Annotated in this window: 23 protein-coding genes; 4 read left to right on the top strand and 19 right to left on the bottom strand. The window is 47.7% G+C overall.

What is annotated here, in order from left to right:
- Nucleotides 1–6 precede the first annotated feature (6 nt).
- The 13 genes from IDZ20_RS05085 to IDZ20_RS05025 form a co-directional block, all read right to left on the bottom strand.
- A complete protein-coding gene (locus IDZ20_RS05085; protein ID WP_188150347.1) occupies nt 7–483 on the bottom strand; it encodes a type IV pilus modification PilV family protein in 477 nt (158 codons plus the stop codon).
- 335 nt (nt 484–818) lie between these two features.
- Nucleotides 819–1,256, bottom strand: coding sequence for a pilus assembly FimT family protein (locus IDZ20_RS05080; protein ID WP_188150346.1), 438 nt, complete (start codon nt 1,254–1,256; stop codon nt 819–821).
- 139 nt (nt 1,257–1,395) lie between these two features.
- On the bottom strand, nt 1,396–1,827 hold the full coding sequence (locus IDZ20_RS05075) for a type II secretion system protein (RefSeq protein ID WP_188150345.1): 432 nt from the start codon (nt 1,825–1,827) through the stop codon (nt 1,396–1,398).
- A 233-nt stretch (nt 1,828–2,060) separates the two neighbouring features.
- Nucleotides 2,061–2,594: a type II secretion system protein gene (locus IDZ20_RS05070; RefSeq protein ID WP_188150344.1), complete on the bottom strand. Its 534-nt coding sequence runs from the start codon at nt 2,592–2,594 to the stop codon at nt 2,061–2,063.
- Complete coding sequence (locus IDZ20_RS05065) at nt 2,575–3,801, bottom strand: type II secretion system F family protein (RefSeq protein ID WP_188150343.1); 1,227 nt, start codon at nt 3,799–3,801, stop codon at nt 2,575–2,577. The genes IDZ20_RS05070 and IDZ20_RS05065 overlap by 20 nt, the downstream gene beginning before the upstream one ends.
- A 41-nt stretch (nt 3,802–3,842) precedes the next feature.
- Nucleotides 3,843–5,597 carry a GspE/PulE family protein gene (locus tag IDZ20_RS05060; RefSeq protein ID WP_188150342.1) on the bottom strand — a complete coding sequence of 585 codons (1,755 nt, stop codon included), beginning with the start codon at nt 5,595–5,597 and terminating at the stop codon, nt 3,843–3,845.
- A 6-nt stretch (nt 5,598–5,603) separates the two neighbouring features.
- A complete protein-coding gene (locus IDZ20_RS05055) occupies nt 5,604–7,151 on the bottom strand; it encodes a tetratricopeptide repeat protein (protein WP_188150341.1) in 1,548 nt (515 codons plus the stop codon).
- Nucleotides 7,148–8,077, bottom strand: coding sequence for an ExeA family protein (locus tag IDZ20_RS05050; RefSeq protein ID WP_188150340.1), 930 nt, complete (start codon nt 8,075–8,077; stop codon nt 7,148–7,150). Before IDZ20_RS05050 ends, IDZ20_RS05055 begins: the two co-directional genes overlap by 4 nt.
- Before the next feature lie 7 nt (nt 8,078–8,084).
- Entirely contained in the window at nt 8,085–9,923 is a 1,839-nt protein-coding gene (gene mshL / locus IDZ20_RS05045; RefSeq protein ID WP_245792125.1) for a pilus (MSHA type) biogenesis protein MshL, read from the bottom strand.
- 7 nt (nt 9,924–9,930) lie between these two features.
- Entirely contained in the window at nt 9,931–10,356 is a 426-nt protein-coding gene (locus tag IDZ20_RS05040) for a hypothetical protein (protein ID WP_188150339.1), read from the bottom strand.
- Nucleotides 10,349–11,080, bottom strand: a complete 732-nt coding sequence (locus IDZ20_RS05035) for a hypothetical protein (RefSeq protein WP_188150338.1) — start codon at nt 11,078–11,080, stop codon at nt 10,349–10,351. The genes IDZ20_RS05040 and IDZ20_RS05035 overlap by 8 nt, the downstream gene beginning before the upstream one ends.
- On the bottom strand, nt 11,077–11,700 hold the full coding sequence (locus IDZ20_RS05030; protein ID WP_188150337.1) for an MSHA biogenesis protein MshI: 624 nt from the start codon (nt 11,698–11,700) through the stop codon (nt 11,077–11,079). The genes IDZ20_RS05035 and IDZ20_RS05030 overlap by 4 nt, the downstream gene beginning before the upstream one ends.
- Complete coding sequence (locus IDZ20_RS05025) at nt 11,681–12,736, bottom strand: type IV pilus biogenesis protein PilM (protein ID WP_188150336.1); 1,056 nt, start codon at nt 12,734–12,736, stop codon at nt 11,681–11,683. Before IDZ20_RS05025 ends, IDZ20_RS05030 begins: the two co-directional genes overlap by 20 nt.
- 273 nt (nt 12,737–13,009) lie before the next feature.
- On the opposite strand from IDZ20_RS05025, the gene trmL reads away from it, so the two are divergent.
- A complete protein-coding gene (gene trmL / locus IDZ20_RS05020; RefSeq protein WP_188150335.1) occupies nt 13,010–13,477 on the top strand; it encodes a tRNA (uridine(34)/cytosine(34)/5-carboxymethylaminomethyluridine(34)-2'-O)-methyltransferase TrmL in 468 nt (155 codons plus the stop codon).
- Between the two features lie 157 nt (nt 13,478–13,634).
- Here the strand turns inward: trmL and IDZ20_RS05015 are convergent, their stop codons facing one another.
- The 5 genes from IDZ20_RS05015 to IDZ20_RS04995 all read right to left on the bottom strand — a co-directional run bounded on the left by IDZ20_RS05015 (nt 13,635) and on the right by IDZ20_RS04995 (nt 17,885).
- On the bottom strand, nt 13,635–15,725 hold the full coding sequence (locus tag IDZ20_RS05015; RefSeq protein WP_188150334.1) for a hypothetical protein: 2,091 nt from the start codon (nt 15,723–15,725) through the stop codon (nt 13,635–13,637).
- A gap of 30 nt (nt 15,726–15,755) precedes the next feature.
- Nucleotides 15,756–16,415 carry a PilW family protein gene (locus IDZ20_RS05010; protein WP_188150333.1) on the bottom strand — a complete coding sequence of 220 codons (660 nt, stop codon included), beginning with the start codon at nt 16,413–16,415 and terminating at the stop codon, nt 15,756–15,758.
- Between the two features lie 120 nt (nt 16,416–16,535).
- Complete coding sequence (locus IDZ20_RS05005; protein ID WP_188150332.1) at nt 16,536–16,979, bottom strand: hypothetical protein; 444 nt, start codon at nt 16,977–16,979, stop codon at nt 16,536–16,538.
- Entirely contained in the window at nt 16,957–17,442 is a 486-nt protein-coding gene (locus IDZ20_RS05000; RefSeq protein WP_188150331.1) for a pilus assembly FimT family protein, read from the bottom strand. Before IDZ20_RS05000 ends, IDZ20_RS05005 begins: the two co-directional genes overlap by 23 nt.
- On the bottom strand, nt 17,439–17,885 hold the full coding sequence (locus IDZ20_RS04995) for a type IV pilin protein (RefSeq protein WP_188150414.1): 447 nt from the start codon (nt 17,883–17,885) through the stop codon (nt 17,439–17,441). The genes IDZ20_RS05000 and IDZ20_RS04995 overlap by 4 nt, the downstream gene beginning before the upstream one ends.
- A 487-nt stretch (nt 17,886–18,372) precedes the next feature.
- Here IDZ20_RS04995 and IDZ20_RS04990 point away from each other — a divergent pair, with 487 nt between their 5' ends.
- Nucleotides 18,373–19,440, top strand: coding sequence for a glycoside hydrolase family 26 protein (locus IDZ20_RS04990; RefSeq protein WP_188150330.1), 1,068 nt, complete (start codon nt 18,373–18,375; stop codon nt 19,438–19,440).
- Nucleotides 19,441–19,607: 167 nt separating this feature from the next.
- On the opposite strand, the gene IDZ20_RS04985 is transcribed toward IDZ20_RS04990, so the two are convergent.
- Nucleotides 19,608–21,179: a succinylglutamate desuccinylase/aspartoacylase family protein gene (locus IDZ20_RS04985; RefSeq protein WP_245792124.1), complete on the bottom strand. Its 1,572-nt coding sequence runs from the start codon at nt 21,177–21,179 to the stop codon at nt 19,608–19,610.
- 182 nt (nt 21,180–21,361) lie between these two features.
- Between IDZ20_RS04985 and IDZ20_RS04980 the strand changes: the two genes are divergently transcribed.
- Nucleotides 21,362–23,320 (top strand): VacB/RNase II family 3'-5' exoribonuclease, encoded by a 1,959-nt coding sequence (locus IDZ20_RS04980; RefSeq protein ID WP_188150329.1) that lies wholly within the window; start codon nt 21,362–21,364, stop codon nt 23,318–23,320.
- A 605-nt stretch (nt 23,321–23,925) separates the two neighbouring features.
- A complete protein-coding gene (locus tag IDZ20_RS04975) occupies nt 23,926–25,335 on the top strand; it encodes a CmpA/NrtA family ABC transporter substrate-binding protein (protein ID WP_188150328.1) in 1,410 nt (469 codons plus the stop codon).
- Nucleotides 25,336–25,431: the final 96 nt, after the last annotated feature.

Here is a 25,431-nt window from a genome sequence, read left to right as displayed (position 1 = left end):
AACATACTAAAAATTGGCTCGGTAAGCGGCGAGCTGTAAACTATCACCGCCGGGCATGGTAACCACAACCTGAACCAATCTCGCTTCTGCCGCACTCAACCCCAGATCATCGCCGGCCTCGGAAACACTAACGGTCAAGCTATAACCGTCCACTGTGCGGCTGAAACCATCGTAATCACCAACATCATCAAAACCTGAATCGGCTGTTATTCCCAAGCAGGCGACACCGCTAACAGCACCGCAATGCGGGATACCTCCCGTCGGTGTATTTTCGTCAAACTTACGCGACATAACCTCATCCAACTGCCCCTGCCCCAACTCCAAAGCACGAATACGCACAACAGGGTCTACGGATTTAGTAACACTTTCGTTGAATACCATCATCAAACCGGTCAATGCAATCGCGATTACCACCAAGAAGACAATCGTCTCGATTAGGGTAACGCCAGAGTCGGGCTTGTTAGGCTGAAGTGCGGATGGCATAGGGGGAACACTTTATAATTTAGCGCTAGAAAAATCGCTGGCATCGATCCTTGAACCGATAACCAAACAAAAGTTATGTCTATATAAGAGTGTAGCACTTCACAAGTTTAAGATTGCACTACCCATAAGCAGTTTGCAGACAAAAGGAGGTCTGACTAGACAGGTGCAGTCACTAACAGGAGAATTAAAATGGCTAGAAAATAGCGAAACGAACAAAACCGGGAGAATTGCGAAACTATGGACGATATAAAGCCAAATCGTTTCATAACGCAATGTTCAGGAAATAGGTTCTTACGTATCGAATTTTTAGTTATCGGGGATTTACAAAGAGAGCGCTATCGAATATACCCTGCACCACTAACCTCTAGAGAAACAACATTTGCTCCCTGACTAAGCACTAGCGTAGTCGAACTAGTATGACCGAGACGATCGAAGTCAAAATCGACTGCCGTCAAGGTATGTGTGGATGGTAAGGATAAGGGGTATTGTATTCCAGCATAGGCAATACTTTCGGCTGCAGAAAAATCGCCGTCGTCATTACTGTCAATTCGGATATCGACACTATTAGATGCCGTGATTAAACGCACCGCGTTAGCGCGGTTCATTGCCAGCTGCTGAGCAGAATTAAAAACCGCGACGATGGTGTCGCGGCTCGACTGAAGCTGCAAGCTAGAACTAGGTACCGAAGAGCCTATAACGGCGCCAGCAAGGATTCCAATAAGAACCATAACTGTCACCAATTCGATTAACGAAAAACCGTGTTCAGATTTCATTAACTAACCTGCACTCACCTTTTCGGCTTAATCTACATTATTGGCTAGAGGTAGTACATGCTTTTGATGTACATCGAGCTAAGCGGATAACTCGGTGTACATCAATATCGATTACAAACTTCCTTTTAGCTATTAAACGTTAAGGCGCGGCGCCAATTGCAGCAAAGTCGGCGTAGTAATCCGTAGTGGTATCGAACAAACGACACACCTCCGTTTCTTTATCGCCAACCGCAACGGATGAACCCGCGCTAGCTGAAGCTGATGCGGCATTATCTGGCGCGTAAACGGCATACTTCGTCGGTAACGCTTTAGACAACAGGTTGACCGTATCGGCGCAGGTAGCAACAGTCACGATGGTATCCGTTGTTAGACCCGCCTCACGCGCAATATCAACCGCGTGGTTAAGTGCTGCACCACTTTCAATACTACCGGCAATACTATTGACTGCAGCCTGAGCGGCCTCGTCAGACAAATTAATAAATTTAGGGACTGCCGTCGCCGCCAAAATACCTAAGATTACCAACACCGCAATCAGCTCGATTAAAGTAAAACCCGATTGTTGCTTAACCATAAAATACTCTCCAATTAATATTACTTAAAACTGCCAAATTTAATAAATTACTTTTTTAGATTGTTTTGATTGCAAGCGTCGAAAGGCGCCTCAACAAACCGTCTCGTTCAGTAGACTGGCTGGCAACCTTGCCAAAGCGCCAGCAAACCGACGCGCCCAAAAACAATCCTATTCCCGCAAGAAAAAATGTCGTATTTACGACGCTTATGCGTCATTTTTGTAGTCATTTTCACTTAATCAGGAATCGAAACCGTCACACTTCCCGTAACTAAATCATAGTCAAAGAAATAGCGTCCTTCCTGCTTTCTTAGTAATTCATATCGGCAAATTCGACCGTTTATTGAATATATTTTGTAATCAATGTTGTGAAGTGACGAATCGGTTGTATTAATCGTCGTTGAAGGAGGGTTTGAAAACATTGCGCGCCACAGTTTTTGACACTCTTCAGGCGTTTGATTGTAAGCGCTTAGGGAGCTAGTCGTATCCGAAGACGCCGGCCAGCCAAATTGGTTCATATAGACTCTAGCAATACCCGTAACCACATAATCGGTATTGCGCAGCGTCGCTTCGCCTGAGAGGTTTTCAACCGTTCTGGCAAATGTACCGGCCTGGAACTTTATAACTGAATGTTTGGAGTTTTCGATTGTCGATAAATAATAGTCGAAACTCATATAGACCAAAATACTGATCACAATCATCACGACCAGCATTTCAAACAAACTGAACCCACGGTTTTTAAGCGGCGCGTTACTGTCCTGTTTGCACATCGTACATGCTCCAGAGCGGCAAAAATATTCCAAGCGCCAGCACTAAAACAAATCCTGCCATTATAACAATTAGAATGGGCTCAATTTTATCGGTAAGGTTTTTTAAATCGTAGTCGACTTCGCGCTCATAAAATTCGGCAACTTCAGTTAGCAATACCTCTACCTGACCACTCTCCTCTCCCACAGCAATCATTTGCAATACTAGAGGTGAAAACATATTCGCCTGTAAGTGGGTTCTTAACAGCCCCTCACCTCGTTCTACACCTTGGCGAATACTGCGAATTTTCTTTGCTAAAAATGGGTTATCAATAGCCGAGGCACAAAGATTTAGCGACTGCGTAATGGGCACACCCGACTTAAGCATCAAACCAAAACTTCTTGAGTAACGTGCCATCGATGCTCGCTCTATTAAATCGCCAACAATCGGCAAGCCTAACTTTCGTTGCCCCCACATCATTGCACCGGTCTCGGTACGCAGATAGTAAATAGCCGCACCAATACCAACAATAGAACCTACAATTATGTAGTACCAAAAATTGACCACAAAATTGGACGTAGCAATAAGAATTTTGGTCACTATCGGCAGGTCGGCGCCGAACTCCGAAAACATCAACGCAAATGGAGGGATAACGTAAAAGTTTACGATCAACAAAGCGATCAACAAGGCTCCAATAACAAATGAGGGGTAGCGCAAAGCCTGCTTAACACGTTTTCGCGTTTCTTCATCCCGCTCAAGATAAAATCCCATTTGCTTAAAGGTCTCATCTAACTGACCACTAGTTTCTCCCACGTTAATCATACTGACAAACAAGCTATCAAATATTTTAGGGTGATGGTGCATCGCACGCGACAAGTTGGTTCCCGCTTCAAGTTTGTCGGCAATATCATTTAGCACATCACGAAGGTGCTCATGACGAATGCCCGCCGCCAATCCGCGCATACCTCGAGTTAGCGGGATTCCCGCTTTGGTAATGGTATACATTTGCCGACAAAACATTACCAAATCAACGACGCGAACTTTTTCCGCGCCCAGCAATTTGTTTATCTGTTTTAACGACGAAGCACCTATAGAGACTTCGACAATCGATATGGGCGTTACACCACGACCGAGCAACTGCGCTGCTGCCAAATCAGTAGACGCGGCCGTTACCTCTCCAGTTATCGGCTGCCCTTGGGTTGAGCGGCCCTCAAATTTAAATTGCGGCATAGCGGTTTAACCACGACCCTTAAAATAAGGATCTATTTTAATTAGTAGTTCATATTTGTGGGTGGCTGGGTTATTTCAGCCAAGCTTTCGTCTTCTATTTGTGCCGATACGCGCAACACCTCTTCAAGGCTTGTAATACCCTGTAGCGCAAATTCCAGTGCGCTTGCACTTAGCGGGCGATAATGTGGGTCGCTATGGGCGGCATCATTAAACTCACGCACGTTGTTATCGCGCAGGGCATTAGCCATGGGCGTATTAAGTTCCAGCAATTCAAACACACCAATCCGACCGCGATAACCAGTGTTATAGCAATGCGAGCAACCCTGCCCCTGACGAAAATTCATGGGTGCCTCGGATGGGCTGCGCCGCAAACTATTTATAAAGGTTTTTTCCTGTGGGGTGAGTTCGTGTGGCTGAGAGCAACTTTCACATATTTTTCTAACTAGACGCTGGGCAACAATCGCTTTCAAACTGGAGGCAACTAAATAAGAGTCCACTCCCATATCAATTAAGCGCAGCGCCGAAGTAACGGCATCGTTGGTGTGCAAGGTGGAAAGAACCATGTGACCAGTCATTGCCGCACGCAAGGCAATTTCCGCAGATTCAGCATCGCGAATCTCACCAACTAAAAGAATATCTGGATCTTGACGCAATGTGGCCCGCAACACCGTACCAAAATTCAACCCTATTTTTTCGTGAACCTGAACTTGGCTAATACGCGGCAAACGATATTCAACAGGATCTTCAACGGTAATGATTTTTTTCTCGGGAGTATTCAGCTCCGACAGTGCCCCGTACAAGGTAGTAGTTTTACCACTACCGGTAGGACCAGTAACCAAAATCAAACCGTGTGGCCGAGTAATAATATTGCGGAACCGCTTAATGTATATTGGCGGCATTCCTACTTGGTCAAGCGAGCGCACGCCGTCGGTATGATCAAGAATACGCATAACTACCGATTCGCCAAATTGCACCGGCATAGTCGACAAACGCACATCAATACTGCGGCCGCTCACCTTGAGATGGAAGCGTCCGTCTTGGGGCATACGTTTTTCCGCGATATCTAAATTCGACATTAACTTTAATCGTACAATCAGCGCGCTGGCGATACGTTTCTCGTTCATCACCTGTTCGACCAAAACACCATCAATTCGCTTGCGAATGCGTAATACTGTTTCGTCTGGTTCGATGTGAATATCCGATGCTTTGGTGTTGATCGCCTCCTCGAATATTTTTTGCAGTAGCTTTACAACTGGCGCATCGTTATCGGTGGCATCGGTAATAATATCGGATAGGTCTACCGAGTCGGCTTCGAGTTCTTCATCGAGTTGTTCCGCCAGCGAGGCAATTTCACTCTCGCGCGAATAGGCCATATCGAGAATATCGAGAAGTTCAGACTCGCGCACAACGGCTGTTTTTAAAGGTTTATCAAGTATGCGCTGTAACTCATCCAAACCAAAAATATCAGTAGGGTCCGCCATACCGAGCAACAGACCGTCGCTGTCAGAACGTAAAATCATAACGCGATAACGACGCGCTAAACTCTCCGGTAAACTCTGTACAAGTTCGCGATCGAAGCGAAATTGTTTTAACTCAACAAAAGGAATATCCAGCTGACCCGACAGCAGCGACAATAGGGTGTTTTCTTCCACATACCCCATTTCGATCAGCTGCTTACCCAACTTTAAGCCGGTGGTGCGCTGAGCGTTTAGAGCGCTCTCGAGTTGCTCCTGGCTAATTAGCTGCTGAGCAACTAACAGGTCACCAAGGCGGATACGTTTTTTCTCATTACTCATTGGCGATTAATGCTCCAACACTAAATCATTGGTTTTTGCGGCCACTATAGGTTTTAGGCTTGCGACTCGCTGGCGCGCATAATCAACAACAACATCACTTAAAGTGCGCGAATTTGCCACCATTTCAAAGGCCTTTAAGGCATTGTGACTGTGCTGTAACGCATCGCTTGACACGGCATAGCCCAACCAATAGGCGCTGTTCCTAGAATTGTTCTGTAGCAGCATTTGATATTTTTCAACCGCTAACAGGTGCTGTGCTGTTTGCTGATAGATCGCTGCCAGTAAAGATTGATGGCGCTCAAACAATTCAACCGAAAGTCCGCCATTGTTCATCATGACTTTTAGTTGGTCTAAAGTTAAACTCGCTAAGGCATCTATTGCTAGCAACGGCTTTCTTTCGCGCTCCCACAAGCGGGCATTTAGGTAGCTACTTAAAAATCGATCGCTGGATAATGATGCGGTTAAACGCTCACTCTCTTGAATTCGATTTTGTGCGATCAACAAATCGAACAGAGCGAGGTTGCTCTCTTGCGCATTCGGGTGTTGTTCGATCAGCTTGCGCAGCAGCGCTTCTGCTGCGACAGTTTCGCCGCGTTTTAATAATACTTTTGCTTGCGAAGCCGCACTTCTATCTTGCGTCACATCGGTTTGTTCAATATGAAGGCGAGTCGAATCCTTGGCCTCGGAAGCATAGGGTTCTACCAGCGGTATTTGTTGTTCAGACGCATCTGCAAATTGCGGTTGATGATTTATTTCTTTGGCTTGAACATCTTCTAATAGTGTCAACTGCTGTTTATATTCTTCTAGGGTAGCGGCATCTACACCTGCGCGCTGAGCTCGCTGCAACTGTATGGCAAGCCTTTTTGCATCGTCAGTCTTCGCGGCATCGCGCAAGCTGTCGCTGTAGTAGCCCGCTATTTTTTCTAGGCCAGCCAGCGCTCGTCTATTATCTGGCTCTACCGCCAGCGCCGCACGATAATAATATTGGGCGCTATCATGCTCGGGACGCGTTAGCCGTAACCGCGCAAAGCGATCTTCTGCTAGGGTAAGTGCGGCAATCACATCGGCATTTAATTTTTCTGGAACAGGCTCTAAAACCGAAGTGGTAACCTGCGCCGCACTTTGCTCAATTTGCGCAGCTTCTGGAAGGACGGTTTTATCTATAGATCCCTCATTCTCAAGTGCCTCCTCAAGCGCGGGATTAGCTCTAGGGTCAACCGCTGTACTAGTGTCAATATTCGCGACCCTATCAACACGCACTTCGTTAGGCTCAATACTGGCAACCCCGCGCGTTTTTTCCAAGCTAGCGCTGTTAACGTTATCCTTTAGATACCATCCCACCGTTCCCGCCATAGCGATAATAAAAACACTTGCTAGCCAACGTGGCGGGCTTTTTTTAGCGGGCTTAATTTCAGACAAATCGGCTCGTGCACCGCCGGCGCCCTCACCACTAGTTGCGATCTCACTGGCTAGCTGTTGCGTATTAATGGCTCTCCCGCCATCGCCGGAATTTCTCTCGTCCAGATCCCGCAACATATCGTTAATAAGGCTCATAGCAGATTACCTAGAAAACTCGCCAGTGCCATCAGGGGAAGAACCGCATGAGTACGCAATGCTGGACTTGCCGCGACACTCAAGACACGGCAATACCAAGCGATAAGTTTGCCAAACCAATTAGATTCTGAAGTATCCGAAATAGCTTTTGCGACATGCACAATATTAACCCGGCGATCACCTCGCCCGTACGCCGAGATTAACGCTTTATGGGCAATAATATTGATTAGGCGTGGAATGCCGCCGGAACCCCGCGCAATTAACCACAAGGCACGGCGACTAAATAGATTTTTTTGTCCGCCCGCGGAAACAATACGGTGCACAACATACTCACTAGCTCCTACCACAGTAAAAGGCTTAAGGGTTTCGGAAAAAATAATGCGCTGCTTTAGTTGGCGTAAATCTGGGCGCGCCAATAATGTATCCAGCTCCGGCTGCCCAAGAATGACCACCTGCAGTAATTTTCGTTTTTCGGTTTCTAAATTTGTTAATAGGCGTAGACATTCAATAGTATCGCGCGGCATCGCTTGTGCCTCGTCCACTAACAACACCACTTGCTTACCTTTGCGTGCCAGCTTAACCAGCGCACGATAAATCGACGACATCAAATCGTGAGCTGGCATATCGCGTTGATAACTTGCACCTATCTCTTGTGCGACTACGGCTTTTAATTCTTCTGGCGTTAGGTAAGGGTTGGGAATATAGACGGTGACAAAATTATGTTTTAGACGTGAAAGTAGAATGCGGCAGAGTAGTGTTTTTCCGGTGCCGACTTCGCCCACCACTTTGATAAACCCTTCGCAGTGTTGCAGTGCAACCAGCATGGTATTTAAAGCATCGCGATGGCTCTGCTGGTTCAGAAAAAACTGGGTATCAGGCGTTAGGGAGAACGGCGATTCTATCAGCCCAAAATGCTGTTGATACATAGGCCCTCTAATCGGCACGGCGTCGATAATCGTCAGAAATGCTATTGAAGTTAAACGACCCGCGCTCCAGCTCCTCCGTCCAAGTATTATCGTCGACAACGATTGGTCGCATCAGAATCACCAATTCGGTTTTTAAGCGTCGCTTCTCCCGCGTTTTAAACAAAACATTTAAACCGGGAACACTGGCGAGAAACGGGCGCTTTCCCGCGTTGTCGACTGTACGCTCTTGCATTAAACCGCCAAGCACAACCACCTGACCATTTTTAGCCCGCACCACGCTGTCGGATTCACGAATGTCACGCAATGCCAAGGGCAGTGAAAACAAGTCATCACCGACATTAATTTCTTTAAGCTGGTCTTCGACTTTACTCACAATCGGGTGCACGTGAATAATCACTTCACCATCTTCTGCAATTTGAGGAGTAACATCTAAGGCGATGCCGCTAAAAAACGAAGCAAATTCAATTTCTGGCTGACTTTGAATCGAAGAAGCGCTGGTGGTAGTGCTATTGGAAAGACCCGTTACAAAAAACTCATCTGAGCCCACGCGAATAATCGCCTTTTGATTGTTCACAGTAGAAATACGCGGGCTGGAAAGTACCTGCACATGGCCCTGAGTTTCGAGTAGGTTTAGCAGCTGAGTAATATCGGCAACATTAAACACCGACTGAAATAGAACTTCACTCACACCCTGCCCTTGACCAATCACATCGGCAAAGTCGCCGAAGCCAGTAGTTGTTTGAGTAGCGCCTAAACTGCCGCCAATTGCGCCCCAATCAATTCCAGCCTGATAGCCATCACTAAGGGTAACTTCTAAAATTTTAGTTTCCAAAATTACCTGACGTTTAATACTGAGTTCTGAACGCGTCAGAAAATCACGTACGGCACTTATCTCATTGGGTAGAGCTTTGACTACGACCATACCGGCCTGAGGATTAGTCATAACCATTCGGCCGTCGCCATCACCGCCAACAATCGCCATTAGTGTTTCCTGCAGAGAACCCCAAAAATCTGTACGGCTAAGAGTTTGCACGCGAGCTCCTGCGGTAATCTTACTGCCCGATTGGCCTCCGGACTGGTTGCCAGAATTGGAGTTAGAGCCCTTGTTATCCATATAACCGAGTAGATTCGAACCGCTACTATCGGATTGCTGGCCGCCACCGGAATTTGATCCACTGCCAGAATCGCGTGAACTAGAACTAATTTTACCGATGGAGACCCCCGTGTCGGTAACGCCCACACGCTTTACATCCAGATAATTTATCGGAAATATTTCTGTGCGGATTTTTCGCGGGTATATCGTATAGATGCCGCTTTGGAATTTATATTCATAGCCGTAAACATCTCGGGTTACGTCTAATGTTTCCCGCACAGTTACATTGTTAAGCTCTAGCGATATAACCCCGTCGACTTCTGGGTGAGCGACAACGTTCACCCCCGAATCGGCAACAAGACTTAAGAAAAAAGTACGCGCAGGTACCTGGTTTACAGAAATATCAAACCGCAAAGATTCGTTTGACGATTGCGTATATCGATTATTGGTTTGTGCATTGTTCATTAATGCCGCCGAAACTTCAGCTGGAACCGCCGACGCACCGCTGGCGGACGCCGCCGCACCGGTATGATTCGCGTTTTTACTCTCTGCAAACAATGACTCCATGGTGGTTTCAACCAAGGTCTTTTCCTGTGGGACGCTCGCGCACGAGGAAATGACAAGCGCGCAACATACTAAAATTGACTTTCCAACACGAGCCAACCACTGATTCTCAGTGTTACCCTCTGATCGCATGTCACGCTGCTCGACAACTCGATTAAAAATACCGCGATAGGTGCGTTTGGTTTTCATAATAGTCCTAACGTTTAGTAACGACGGATGGGCGTAGTCGCAAACTAGCCACTTTCCCGCCTCTTTCATAGGTAACAGATTTTGCTTCAATTGCTAAAATCGTCGCTGTGCCTAAACGGCTGCCAACACCGACCACAACGCCATTAATAACGGCCTGAGATTTTCCGTTGCGCTGAATAACGGCTTGCAAGGTAAGCGATGGCAACGCGGATTTTTTCCCCTGCCGAAAATGTAATGGCTGAGTAGGGTCTCGCAGTGTTTCCGTGACTAGCAGTTTATTGCTAGTACTTTCACTACCAAGGTTGGCACTATTAATAGTGCCATGTTCATCATTAACATCCGCAGCCTGCGCGAATAGAGAATGGCTAAACATCACGGCAACGGCGACTAACAAAAAACAATAAGGCTTAAAATATTTAACAACTCTATGCACTGAAAGCCCCCTTCTCGGTGGAGAGCGTATAAACCTGCAATGTCACAGTAGCATTTGGATAGCCATCAACCTTGTAATCTATATATTGCCAGTAAAGCGTCCAGTTCAAATCCTCTAAGGATTTCAAATAAGTAACAATATCAAAGTAAGACCCGGTTAAACTTACAGTAACCGCGTGTTTGTAAACTCCGGCATCTTCCACTACAGGTTGGTCGCCCTCCGGCGAATCATTGGCTACGCTGCCATCGTCTTCGCTAGTATTTTCCACACCGGTATTGAGTGTTACTTTTTCGGGAAGGTGTGTATGCAAAGCTCTCAGTTGCAATGCGGAACTTTCACGTAAAACGTCCTGTAAAAGCTGGGAAAGTTTCTCGGCAGGAAGTAAACCAACAGATAGTTTTTGCAGGTCTAACTCAGTTTTCTCCAAGGTTTTTTTCAAACGTAAAATTTCACGTCGCTTGACCGTAGAGGGATCGTTGGCCATTATTTTTACAAGAACTTTTTCTTCCGCTGTTATCTTGGTTAGATCTCGATTAGCGGCCTCAAAACGCTTCGTTAACACCGTGCGTTTTTTATCTAATGACGCGGCAACGCCAAACTCCCAGCCCATGTAAATGGCGGCCAGGACACACAGTGAGATCAATACGCGCTCGCGTTTAACAAGGTTATTAAAGCGTTCGCTAAGGGTTAACCATTTCTTTGATACGCTATCGAATAAGCTCATGGCTTACCCCCACGCGCTAGGCGTTCAGTGTCACCTTTAAAACCCAAGGAAAAGGCATGTCGCCCGCGATTTTCCTGTTCTTCAATATTTAACGCCCCAAAATTTGTTTTGTTAAATTCATAGTTTTGTTGCAAACGCTGAATGTAGATCGCCACATCTTCTAGCTTTAACGTTTCACCGCGTAATTTCAAAACGCCACCGCCTTCGGCGATATAGATATGTTGCAGGGATAGGCTTGGCATGGACTCACGGGCCATAGCCTCCATCGCCTTGGCGAAACCAACTTCGTTACCAAAGTTTTCGCCTTCAATAAAACGTTCGACGCGCTTGCGACTGCGGATAGCTTGTTTTAATAGTATGAGTTCTTGATCCAGCTTTTCGGCGCGAACTGGCTTAGCTTTATTTTTAATCTTCTCGACGCTTTCCTGAGCTAAAACGCCACGGGTTTCCAGCTCGATCACCTGCTCTTGTAAGCTGTTTAAATTCATCTGTAACATTAAGTAGATCATCGCGAACATTACAACTACGCCGCAGCTGGCAAAGGCCAGAGTATTCGCCGTTATCCATTCTCGGGTGGGGCGTAATTCCGGTAGGTATAAATTAACCTGCTGCAACGGCATTGTTCGCACCTCTTGTTGCAGCTTCAATATTCGCCCGCGACGCCGCTAAAACCTCTTTGCGTAAGGCTGCGCCCAACGCCGCAACACAGGTTTGCGGCAAGCCGGGATCGGTTAGCTCTGGAAAGTCCAACATATTTGCAAGATCTAGATAACGTACCGGTACACTTAAGCCGCGGGAAAGCTCGGTCGTAACCTTGTCTTCGCTAACATTTTCGCCACAGAGGTATACCGCTGTCGGCGACGCCTGCCCCATCTGCCGCTCAAAGTAGTCCAACGACCGCTGCACCTCTAGCAAAAAGCTATCGACGGGAATGTCATCAAGTAACCCCGCGCCATAATTAATACTGAATTTTCTCGACAGGTATAAATTGCCTTTGCGATAAAGCGATACAGCTCCGGTTTTTTCGGTTAATCGCACGACTGCCAAACCGCGACTATCCTCTAGTCTCGCCTCTTTTATATAAAGCAAATTGCGCAACGACATTTCACCAATATCAATGGATTCAAGTTCTAATCCCGTAGTGTTTATCATCTCAATGGCGCTGGTGACACTGGCCATTTCCGAGACCACAACATAAGCCATTTTTTTGCCGCTTTTACTGCCGTCAGATGCCAACAAAAACACATCTATCGCGGCTTTTTCGACAGGGATTGAAATAAGATCTTTAATTCTCCAGCGCACCGCTTGACGTAAATCGGCCTCTGGCACATCCGGCGCTTCGACCAAAAGTAGTTGGTAGGCATCAGAAGGCAAGCTCACTGTGCAACTGGCTCCGCTATAGCCCTTTTCGGTTACCCAATCGGAAATGAGCGCACTCAGATCGTCGTCGGCCGCTTGATCAAATATTTTAATGTCGAGGATATTGGCGCGAGCTTCACCTGAGGTAACGCCACTAATTGGTTGACGAGCGCCACTTTTAAGCGCGCTGATATAGGAGTTAGATTCACAAACCGCCACGGCGGCCCCACCCGGCAATAGCTCTAGCCCCAAGTGCACTCGGGAAGACTTACCGCGCTTAAACCAGTTCGTAATCATTGTGTGTGATCTTTCCCAGCTATTCGGTGTACTGAACGCAGTATCTGCCGCTCAAAAATTTGACTGCAAACACCCCTTGCGAGAACGCACATATGGGGCAATCCATAACTCTCGCTTATAATCAACTTACCTTCGATAACAATTAGTATAGACACTTGCTGCAAATGCGCTTGGAAGCTGTAATTTTTTATGCACTTTTTGCAGGTTACAGCGCTGGGGGAAGATGACGGTTTGATCTATGCTTTAACCGATTCATGTAAACGGAACCTTAGAATGCTTAACATCGTGCTTTATCAGCCAGAAATACCGCCCAATACTGGCAATATCATTCGGCTATGTGCCAACACCGGCTGTCAGTTACATCTTATCGAGCCGCTTGGTTTTGAGCTGGATGACAAACGCCTGCGCCGCGCGGGGCTAGACTACGCGGAATGGGAAAACGTCATATCCCACCAAAGCTGGGATGCGTTTATGGCAGCTAAAGGTGCGGGAACGCTTTGGGCAATTTCAACCAAGGGTAGCCAAATGCATTCCGAGGTACGTTTTCGCGAGGGGGATTATCTTGTCTTCGGGCCAGAGACACGCGGTTTACCACCGGCAATACGAGAGTCCCTGCCGCCAGGGCAAGTCCTGCGTATTCCCATGGTGGTGGAAAGCCGCAGCATGAATTTATCTAATGCGGCCGCGGTAATGGTTTACGAGGCATGGCGCCAACTAGGCTATGGTGGCGCCGATATTTAGACTGATACGATACCTAGCCGCACTCGAATCTAACGCCTGAATTAGATTCAAAAGCTAACCAATGGAAACTAAAAAGCCCCGCTATTCACAATCGAATAGCGGGGCTTAATTCAAACCGAATTTACGGCGAAACTAATTAACTACTGAACATCCTAGCTTATAAGTAACGCGTCCAATAGGAGCGAACCACCTCACTATCTGGCGGGTTGCAAACGGCAGAGTTCATATTCGGCACGATGGTTGGAGCATAACCCGACGGCAGCGTCTCCAAATTAATCGTGGTCGACCCTCCTAGAGAATTGGATGCACCGGCACCACCACTCCCCTGACCCGACGCGGTAACATAACCGTGAATCTCGGTTTGACCGGCCGTCGTCAACATATCACCGGCCAAAACGGTGCCGTATATTTTACTGGATGCGCCAAGACTAACACTGCCACCCTCGAAAACCGTGCCGCCCAAGCTAGGGTCATAACCACCGGACACCAAGCCAACATTGCCTTCATGTGAGTAGATAATTTCGTTGCTTGATGTATCACAGAAGTTTAGCGGCACTAAGTTGGTGTAATAATTATTTGGATTAACGCTGAAGGTACTCTCACATATAGCCGCATAACCGGCATAGTTGATCGCTTCGGTAACGTGCTCGCTGTCGGTTGTGATATTACCGCTAGCGGCAAAGGTATTGTAAAAGTGCCCGTTACCCAAGTGTGCATTGCCCTTAAACCAAACTAACCCAGGCGCCATATTTTGCGCACCCAAATTCCAAGTATCGGTACCACTGTCGTATGTAAGGCAGCGATTGTAGTCGCTGTAACCCATACAAATGCGCTGGCTCGGTGGTGTTGGCGAAGTACACTCATTACTGCCATTTACTGTTTCACACAGGAAGTTGTAGGTAGTACCCGCACCACCATTGTATGAGCCAATGTAATAAACTCCGTCGGTAACGCCGCTTACGTCTGCCACGGTAACTTTAATCGCGCTGCCATCCGGCTCAAAAACATAGTTGGCCTTAGCCAAAAAAGCCCAAGCATCGATTCGCGTTTGCGAAAGGCTAAATTCGCTAATCTCGCTCATCACCGGCACACTTACGGTTTGGCCGGTCGACAAATCTGGGTCTGCGGCACAGCCGCTCGCATTACCAGCGGCAGTGACTGATGTGTATCCAACCCAAGTGTTGTCTTCACAAACCAAATCAGCCTCTGTATACACATTATCTACGCTGGGCGTAAAACCATTTTTCGCAATAACATTGCCGACAGCACTTACATCCGCAAGGTTAACTCCAGAAAGCTCAATAGTACCGCCAGCGGTAAGCGCTCCACTAGCCGTGCCACGCAAGGCTTGGATATTTGATCGTGAGCTAACGGTACCGTAACTTGAGCCATCTAGCACAATGTCGTCATTGGCATAACCGATTCCCATTGAAGTACCGCCGTCGAGCATTGAGATGCCGCCCGCAGCTGTCGCCTTACCAACACTGGAGCCGCCCTTCAAGATAATATCGCCGTTTGACCATAGCTCCTGCAGGCTAGAGTTACTGCCGATCACGATGTCGCCAGTGGCATACATGGAATCAATACCCGAAACCGAAATATTTTCCATATTGACCGAGCCATCCACTTGGAAACTTGCCGAGGTGCCAGCGAATTCGAGAACGGTGATACTGCCGCCTAAATTAAGGTCGCGCTGGAAATCCAACTCGGAGTCCAAACTTATGCCACCACTACATAAAAATGGCGAAACCCGATAAACCACTTGCAGCACCGAGGTCGAACGGGCGGCCTCGTCTTCACTGCGGATATTCACTTTTACATCGTAATAGGAATCTACGAATTCATCCGTTGGCGAGGTGACACTGACAACCTGTGCCGAAAGGTTTGCCGAAACGGAGTTTATCGACATATCTAAAGCACCAGAAATAGCGGCTAAGGTGGCTGGCTCATCATGAATTTCATATAGATAGCGGCGGAAGGCTTCTACCCCAGCCCAAGCACTGGCCTGCGAGTGTGTTGTCGCGTGTGCCGCTACTTGCATTTCCTGCGTACCGCGCAGTGTATAGACAACCCCTAGGGCCGCTACCGTCATCGCAAGGCTGATCAGAAGCACCATCAAAATAGTCGCAATACCGGCCTGACCGGGCAGCCTTGTACGCTTACCTCCTAGGCTTCGACGAGACGAAACCTTGCTGGAGGCTATTATTGATGACGACGTTAGTTGGCGACGTTTCATATTGGCTAACATGATTTAATCTCAGTAAGAAACCACTCGCATTTACAGCCGAGTGTTGGTCAGACAAAAAGCAAAACTCGTCTGGTCGATGTTATTAAGTCCCTCTTCTGTGTTTGCCAGCACAGCACTACTTGGTGCCATTACCGTGACAATCAGATGGTTTTCCGACACACCTAATCCATAGGGGGCGCAAGCGGCAATACCCACCGAAAAATTAAATATCGGGTTGGCTTGGTTGCGAAACTTCGCTATCGAATCGCCACTCGTCCAGCTTAAATCCGTCAGCGTTGCTGTTTCGGTACAACCAGACGATGCGCCTAATTTCACTAAATTTCGACCGGCAATGCCCGAGTCTGCATCGGTGTAGGTGACTTCGCGTACGCCGCGACAAGTCATATTGCCGCTATCTGCGTCGAGGTAACGCCAAAGTAAATCACGCGTAGTACCACTGTATGCCACTACAACATCATCAGCGCCCGCGTTGTCGATCCCATAGCCAGCATTCTGCAAGCCAAGCTGTAAACGCAACATCGCGCTCGCAACTCTGGAATCGTGTTCCGCATCGGTTTTCGCTTCCACTGACACCTGAATCAAACTTTTATGCATGACCATAGTGCCAAGAATGCACAACATCGACACCAACACGCCAATCATCAAACTGATTAGGGAAGCGCCACGCTGCTTTTGAAACATTTTTTCCATCTATGGATCCAGCCTCATCACCAAGGACATTTATCTAAACCAACAATGGCCGTTATTACGCTCTTTATTGCACACTCACAAACTAGCGCCCAATAACTATAGTCCCTAATTTAGGCCAGATTAATTTTGCTGTGCAGCCTGACCGACGCGAACATCGCCCAGCGACTCTATGGTTGCATTTAAGGTGATCGGCGCAGAGATGTTAGCGATAGATACACTATTGACTGTAGCCGAGACCGTATTACAAGTTGCTGTAACCGCAATTTCTGTCCCGGCGACCGTTACTGGAGCTATTGCCGAACCATCGCAGTACTCGCTAGCACTGGTGCGATTCATAACTCGACTGCGCATTTCAGTTACCACTAAATCCTGTACTTTCATATCTTTTTGGCTAACCGAAACACTGGACGAAATATAGGAAGCTCCCATCCCGGCTATACCAAAAAGCAACATGCCAATTAACGACTCGATTAAAATATCGCCACGAACTCGGCTAAGCGTATCCATACCCGCCGAAGATCCGCGTCGACGTTGATGTTGGCTAGAGCAGCGAAATAGAGACATTGTCATTACCCATTGTTAAATTTAAAGAAGTCGTCGTGGCACAACTGCCACAGCCTGTAGCGGTAAGCTCCGCCTTGCTAGTAACACATAAGCATGAAAGCGAAGTGCCTCCCGCCGATACTGAAATACGTTCGTGCAAATCGGCTTGCCAAATTGCGGTGGTGGCACAGCTCGCCGCCGCAGCGCTGGTCGCCTCATGTACACTTATAATTTGGTTGCTCAGGCAAACAGTAGAAGCCGCCGAGCCACCTACCTTGCCGTAACGATTGCGTAGAGCCGTTGATTTAGCTTTATCAAAGGCAACAACCAATTGATTCTCGGCTTCGATAAGACGGTTTTCGGTAACCCAGCCAGTGCCGAAAGCCATACTCACCAATGACATAGCCGCCATAATTGCCGTAGTAATCATTAGCTCAATTAGGGTTACACCCAGTTGACGCTTTACCGAACGACCTAATTTCATATCCAATCTCCACTACCGAACTTACAGCTCGAGGTTGAACGTACATTGTTTTGATTAATGCTGATGGTACAGCCGCTAAAATTACCAACCCCAGTCGCGGTAAGGGTATAAGCCGTTGCCGTCGAAACAGCACTGTAGGTGAAGTTTTCTGACGTTGGCCGCCAGCCGGAATACTTTGCTGCTAGGTCTTCACTTGCGGTAATCACGGGGTAGGCCAAAAGACGCTGATATGCGTTTTCTATATTGACGCTAAGCGCGATCAGATCGGCTTGCGCGCTGCGCATCTTGCTGCGATCCACATAGCCAGAATATGACGGCACTGCAAAAGCCGCGATAATGCCTACAATCACCGTTGCTATTAATAATTCCACCAGAGTAAAGCCAGCATTTTCTGTACTGCGGCTTGCCCTCGGTAGTGTTTTGTTGAATTCACGTTGGTACATAATCACTGTAATCTCTCTTCAGTTGGACAGGTTAGGCTCTCCGCCCCTTTACACATTCGGATCTAAATTCGCCCGTACTACTGTGTTTTTTCGAGTTCTTTCGCCAGATACAGCTCAGGCATACTGGTACTATATACGCAGATAAACCACTAGCAAACTAAAACTATAGTCTTAGTTCAAATCAATCTAGTTGAGAGCTTATTCACGTTTTTTTGCTATCAAATTGTGAACTGGGACCCAGTAATTTCTAAAGTGATCATTATTTACTCATACGTTAGAAGTATAGCCGTAGTTGATTTTAGCGTCACACCCACTCGTCTTAAGCAAACTGCAGTTCGTCGCGTTGGGGGGCTCAACACCTAAAATTCGAGTTGGCGTAATTGTTGACTCTAGATTCTCCTGAGCCTGCTAGAATTACATCGGAACTTTATTGACCCCAAAATTTATCCAAAAAAAGCACCCAACAAGAAAAATCTAGGAGAGAAACATGAAAAACCTTAAATGGCGATCCAGCCTCGCGCTGTTTGTTGTCGCCGTAATTTGCTTAAACAGCCAAGTTTTAGCAGCGAATTCTAAACCGGTTACACCTAACGCTTCGAAGGAAGTAAAAGAGTTGCTCGCGTACCTCTATAAGATACAGGGCAAAAAGATTCTTACCGGACAACACAACGCGCCCCTAAACGGCTCCAACCGTATGATGGGTATGCACAAGCAAACCGGAGAATACCCCGCTATTTTTGGACAGGATTTTGGCTTTAGCGAGCCTGGCTCTTGGGATGGCATCAACTTTCGCCAGAATATTGTGGACGAGGCTATTCGTCGCCACGAACAGGGTTTTATCAACACGATTATGTGGCATGCCGTACCGCCAACAATGGATGAACCCAACACCTTTGAAAACGCCATTCAATCAAAACTTACCGATGCCCAGTGGCAAGAGATGACCACCCCAGGCACAGAGCTTAACGAGCGCTGGAAGTCGCAAGTCGACGTTATTGCCTGGCACCTTAAGCAACTGCAGTACGCCCACGTTCCAGTACTTTGGCGGCCATACCATGAAATGAATGGTTTTTGGTTTTGGTGGGGATACCGTCAGGGTCCAGAAGGCTACGCAAAACTTTGGAGAATGATGTTTGATCGCTTGGTTAACTTTCACAAGCTAGACAATTTGATTTGGGTGTTTAACGCCAACGAAGTAAAAGACCGAGTGCCTGACTACAAGCTATTTTACCCAGGTGCCGATGTAGTGGATGTTCTCGCTACCGATGTCTATTCAAAGCGCTACGATAAAGAAAACTATCAGCAGCTGGTTGAACTTGCCGACGGCAAGCCAATTGCGCTTGGCGAAGTGGGTGGCTTCCCGACGACCGAAATGTTAGACGAGCAACCCGAGTGGGTTTGGTTTATGAGTTGGCGCGACCCAGACAACTTCTTCTGGGCTGATGGCGACAGCATGCGTAGCCTGTTCAAGTACGATCGCTCCACCTCTTGGCATGAACTGCCTTGGGTGAAGAAAAAAGAGCCGGTTCGGATCCATCTCCCCGTATTGAAATAAGTCAATAATAGACGTTATTACTTTGGCTCAAGCTGGCGGCTTTACGCACAGCTTGAGCCACTTCCCTTCCCGCCCCGTCTCTTACACCCGCAGTCTCTTATAACCCGATCTCTTGCAAACCCATTCCTTAGAAACCCATTCCTTAGAAAAAAAGTTACGCAGTAAAACTACGAGTCCTCGTAAAGACGTTCATCGCTTGGGTCTGGGTCCGGAATCGATTCGAGACCATTACTCGGCGTGAGGATACTATCGTCGCCTTCATCCGGTGGCGTTTCCGCAGCGGCTTCTGCCGACGACTGTAAGCCAATGTGATAAGCGGCAAACCCAGGGAAGATAACCTGGTTTAACGCCATACCGATGATTCTGCCGTTATAAGGTGCACGAATCTCACTGCGCATATTGGTAATCGGGTCGCTAACCACCCCCAGTAAATCCCCCAAACGCACCTTGTCACCTAACTCAACCTCACTCAGCAATACACCACCCTCGCGGGCTCGAACCCAGTGTGACTGGTAGTAGACGGGCTCACTTTTCAGCTCCCAAAACGCGCGCCGCTTGAGCATTTTCAATGTATCAAGCAAGGTTTCGACGCTCTTAATACCGTGGTTTACCGCCGTTTTTTGCAATTGGTGTGGCTGTCCTGCTTCTAAGGTAACCGCTGGAATTCCCGCCTCTACCGCCGCTCGACGCAAACAGCCCTTGGCGCCACTGCTGTGTACTACCACGATAGAGCCCATCATTTTGGTGAGATCGGCGACTTCTTCTACGGCCAGATTCGCACGTAGCTGCGGCAAGTTCGTACGATGGAATGAGCCTGTGTGCAGGTCGACCAACAGATCGCAATGGGAGATCACCTCGTTAAAAAATGAATAGGCAATCCGCGATGCCGAACTGCCATTATTGTTACCCGGAAAATAGCGATTCAAGTCGCGTCGATCTGGTAAATAGCGCGAAGAGCGACGAAATCCCTGCAAGTTTACAATCGGCACGCCAATCACGGTGCCGGAAAGCTCCTTGGCATCAATGCTATACAGCACATGGCGAACGATCTCGATGCCATTAAGCTCGTCACCATGAATAGCACTGGTCAAACACAGCGTCGGCCCAGGATTGACGCCGTTGACTACTAATACCGGCGTGGGCGCAGCAATACCCAAAAACGAGACATTGGGCGACCAACCAAGTCGGGTCGAAGTCCCTGGCAGAACCTCCGTGCCCAAAATGACTAATGGCGGGCGATACTTGCCCTCGGCAGCAAGGCGAGCCTCTTCTTCCTCGTTGGGCAAATAAGCGGGGCCGGAATACTCGGGCGTAGGTGTCGTAGCGGATGAGTCCGAGGCGGTTCCACTAGCGACGGCCTCACGTGCAGATTGCATTTGATCGCTAACCGCATCTTTTGAAATGGCTTCTCCATCGGCGGCCGGAGCTCCGTCTTCGTTCGGAGTTTGTGCACTACCAACGTCGGCATCTGGCGTTGGCAGGGGCTCGGAAACAACCTGCTTTAAATCTACATTTTCCGCTTGTTGAATTTCGGCTAACAACAACACACTAGGCGCGGGGCTTGGCTCCAGTTTCTGTACATCGGTAGCAGTTTGCCCCTCGCCAACCACCAGAGCGGGCATCAGCAGCATAAAAGCCCCCAATAACAGCGCCAACGACCTGAGCGATTCTTTTAGTAGTACTACCACGACCATGGATTCGTCTCCCAGCTGGGTATCAGCTGTCACCTTATATAGCATAGATATTAGCCTGAATACCTATGCCTGTTATAGCTAACTACGATTTAGCCGGCCGAAATCATGATCCAACCGCCCTTTTTGGAGGCTTGACGCCGGTTTTGCGATACAAGCGGCGAACTTCATTTAGTTATACTGCATTTCTGTTAGAATCCCTCGCTTTGCCTTAATCGGAACCTCGCGCAATGCTTGATAAGTCTATTCTCTCCCAACTTTCTCAACTTAAATCCGACATTCACGCCTCCAAGGAATTTGCCGAAGGTACCGTCGCCGGAACCGGCCGGAAATTTGGATTTGTCCGTTTAGACGACAGTAGAGATGCTTTCCTTGCACCCGACAAAATGGAACGACTCATTCCCGGAGACCGTGTAAAGGTATGCCTAACCAAGAATGATAAAGACCAGCTGGAAGCCAACTTAGAAGAATTGCTAGAGCCCGCCGTCGACACTTTTGTAGGGGTTTACCACGTTCGCGGCAAAACGCATTTTGTTGAACCGCTGGAAGATCGCAGCAAGGGCAAAACCGCTCAGCACAGTCGCTGGCTATTCGTTCCACCAAAAGCGCGTGGTCGCAACCAAGATGGCGATCGCGTTGTCGCACGTCTTACCCAGCACCCTTATAAAGATGGCAAAGCCCTCGTAAAAGTACTCGAAAGCATTGGCCAGCCCGATTCCCCCTACTTCGAACGCAATTACATCGCGGCAAAATACCAGCTAAGCAACCGCACTAACGACGCCATCGACAAGCAAATGAATACGATTATCGGCTCGCTGAAGCTATCTGAATGGCAAGCCGAACGTGAAGATTTAACCAATATTCCGTTCGTGACCATCGATGCCGCCACCACACAAGATATGGACGACGCGCTCGCAGTAGAAGTATTTGAAAAAGATGGCCAGCAACACTACCGCCTCTTAGTTGCTATTGCCGATCCAACCGCATTTATCGAGCAGGGCTCGGCTCTCGCCACCAGCGCCCAATATGCAGGCCAAAGCACCTACCTATCTGGTGGCGCCTGTCCAATGTTGCCCAAACCACTTTCTCACGACTGTTTTTCTCTGGTTCAAGACGAGCCTCGCGCCGCATTGATTTGTAAGCTCGATATCAATAGCGACGGAGAGATCATCGCGAACGCATTTAGCTTTGCGACGATTAAGAACCACGCCAAACTTAGCTACCAAGGTGTAGCCGATGCCTTGGAAAATAACGACCTTGCATTAGTTCCAGAACAGCATATCGCCATGCTTGAACAGCTAGCGGCAATTGCCAAAGCGCGTATCAACTACCGTAAAACACACAATATGGTGAGCCGCGATCAGCTCGATTACGATATTCAGTTGGACGATAAGGGTAAAATTGTCGGAATGTCTCCGCGCACTAAAAGTCTTGCCCATCAAATTGTCGAAGAAGCCATGGTCGCAACCAATTTCTGCGCCGGACAATTACTCGCCAGCAAAGGTAAAGGACTACACAGCGTTCACAGTGGTTTCCGCAGCGACCGTATCGGCGAAGTTAACGCCTTGCTTAAAGAGGAAGAAATAACGCCTGAGACCGACATCTCCACCCTAGATGGCTACCTCGCCTTTTTTAAGTCGCTCAGCAACAACCCAGATAAAGCACACCTGGAACTACCGCTACGACGCATGATGCCCACCAGTGAATTAAGCCTGCGAGGCGATGCACATATGGGTATGGGTCTAAGCGCCTACGCCACAGTAACATCACCAATTCGCCGCTTTGCCGATTTATACAACCACTGGGCGTTACGCAGTTGTTTAACGAAGTCCACGTTTACGCCATTAAATGACGCAAGTCTTGAACGTCTACGCGCCAGTATTGACGAAACACGTAAAGCCGACCGCGAACTTACCCAGTGGTTAATTAGCCAGTACGCACAAACTCAAATTGGCACACAAGGTTTGGCGAAAATTCGAATCGTTACCCAGCAAGGCTTCGGCTGCCGCCTGCTCGATTTAGGTTTAGACGGGTTTGTGCTATTCCCGAAAAAGCAGGAGAAATCCTTCGACGCGAAACGCATGACCATCACGGTTGGCGAGACCACTTATCATCTTGACGACGAAGTGGAAGTAAAAGTATCCAGCGCAGACCTCAACAAGCGACGCGTAGCATTTAGCTTGGTGTAAACCCACACACTGGATTACACAGCCCGCACCGACCAAAAAGCTTCTCGCTTTTTGCCCAAGGTTCTTTCCCACAACAGAACCTTGGGCATTTAACTCACCCTGTTTCAGTATCCGCTTCATGCCTTCCTGCTATTATCAGCAACCTCGCTTTTAATTTCTCCCACTTCGAAATAAAAACAAAACTGTAGGTTCCAAAAAGGCGCGCAACGAAAATATAAAGCGCCATCTTAACCGTTAGATATTCCCTCAGCGCCCGTTCCTGCAGCGACCCCGCACCGCAATGACGCAAAAAAGCATCGCTACACATCGACAAAAATAGATTTTTACGGGTAAAAATGAGTCAGTAATGGCGCACCTTATCCCCATAACTGTGCGCCTATTTTTTAAATTCCATCATCTAAGAATAGGTTTACTCAGAGATTTATCGGCTAATTAATTGAAATAAAATAACTTTTTAATAAAAAAACAAATGTGGCAAGGGTTTTGCGATAAGAAAAACGGAGCGTGTCGGCTATGTAATATAGCGATGCTTACTCTAACAACGCTTAACTAACTTGCTGCACTGCAGCCTTTCGGGACCAACCAACAACGTTTTGGGGCCACATATGTTTGAACAAAAATCTGTCTATAAAAAATTATCGCGGCTATCAGCAAGTATATTCACTGCTGCGTTTTTATTTAGCACATCAAGTAATAGTATCGCCGCCGAATTAGAACTGGAAAAAGACGAACTCACTTTTGGTTTTATTAAGCTTACCGATATGGCACCACTCGCAATCGCCTACGAGCAGGGCTTTTTTGAAGACGAAGGTTTATTCGTAACCTTAGAGGCACAAGCAAACTGGAAAGTTTTACTCGATGGCGTAATCGACGGGAAGCTTGACGGAGCACATATGCTCGCAGGACAACCACTGGGCGCAACCATTGGCTATGGGACTAAAGCGCATATTATTACCGCCTTCAGCATGGATTTAAACGGCAACGGCATTACAGTTTCCAACGATATCTGGAGCCAAATGAAGAAAAATATTCCGCATAAGGATGGCAAACCCGTACACCCAATTAGCGCGAGCGCACTGAAACCTGTTGTTGAAAAATATAAATCCGAAGGCAAGCCATTCAATATGGGAATGGTTTTTCCGGTATCGACACACAACTATGAATTGCGCTACTGGCTGGCAGCTGGCGGACTGCAACCAGGGTTTTATGGCCCAGGCGCTTCCGGCACTGTAGGTCAAATTGGCGCCGACACCTTGCTCTCGGTAACGCCACCACCACAAATGCCCGCAACTATGGAGGCTGGCACTATCTACGGTTACTGCGTAGGCGAACCATGGAACCAGCAGGCGGTATTTAAAGGTATTGGCGTACCGGTTGTAACTGACTACGAAATTTGGAAAAACAACCCAGAAAAAGTATTCGGCGTTTCCAATGACTGGGCAGAAAAATATCCCAACACTCACTTAGCCGTCTTAAAAGCACTTATTCGTGCGGCTAAATGGTTAGATGAAAACGACAATGCCAATCGCCCCGCAGCAGTAAAAATTCTGTCTAAACCCAACTACGTCGGCGCAGATTATGACGTTATCGCCAACTCTATGACAGGCACATTTGAATACGAAAAAGGTGACAAGCGTGAAGTACCAGACTTCAACGTATTCTATCGTTACTTTGCGACCTACCCCTACTATTCAGATGCTATTTGGTACTTGACACAAATGCGTCGCTGGGGACAGATCGCCGACGACAAACCCGACAGTTGGTATCAGGACGTTGCCAAGCAAGTGTATAAGCCAGAGATCTATATGCAGGCAGCTGAGCTTCTTATCAAAGAAGGCAAGGTAGCGAAAGCTGACTTCCCGTTTGGTTCAGATGGCTACCGCGACCCACAAACTCACTTTATCGACAACATTGTATACAACGGTAAAAAGCCAAATGACTATATTGCCAAGTTCCCCATCGGCTTAAAGTCTGGCGATGTCGTTACCGGTACAGGCATCACTAAAAAGAAATAATCACCAATTTCATTTGCTGCGAGCAAAAGCAATCGTAGCTCGCAGCAAATGAAAATCCATTTTTACATTAACGAGCATAAACAGGCTTTAGTCATG

Origin of the sequence: Teredinibacter waterburyi (genome assembly GCF_001922985.1) — a bacterium.
GTDB classification, from domain to species: Bacteria; Pseudomonadota; Gammaproteobacteria; order Pseudomonadales; family Cellvibrionaceae; genus Teredinibacter; species Teredinibacter waterburyi.
This window is presented reverse-complemented; position numbering and strand designations above follow the sequence as displayed.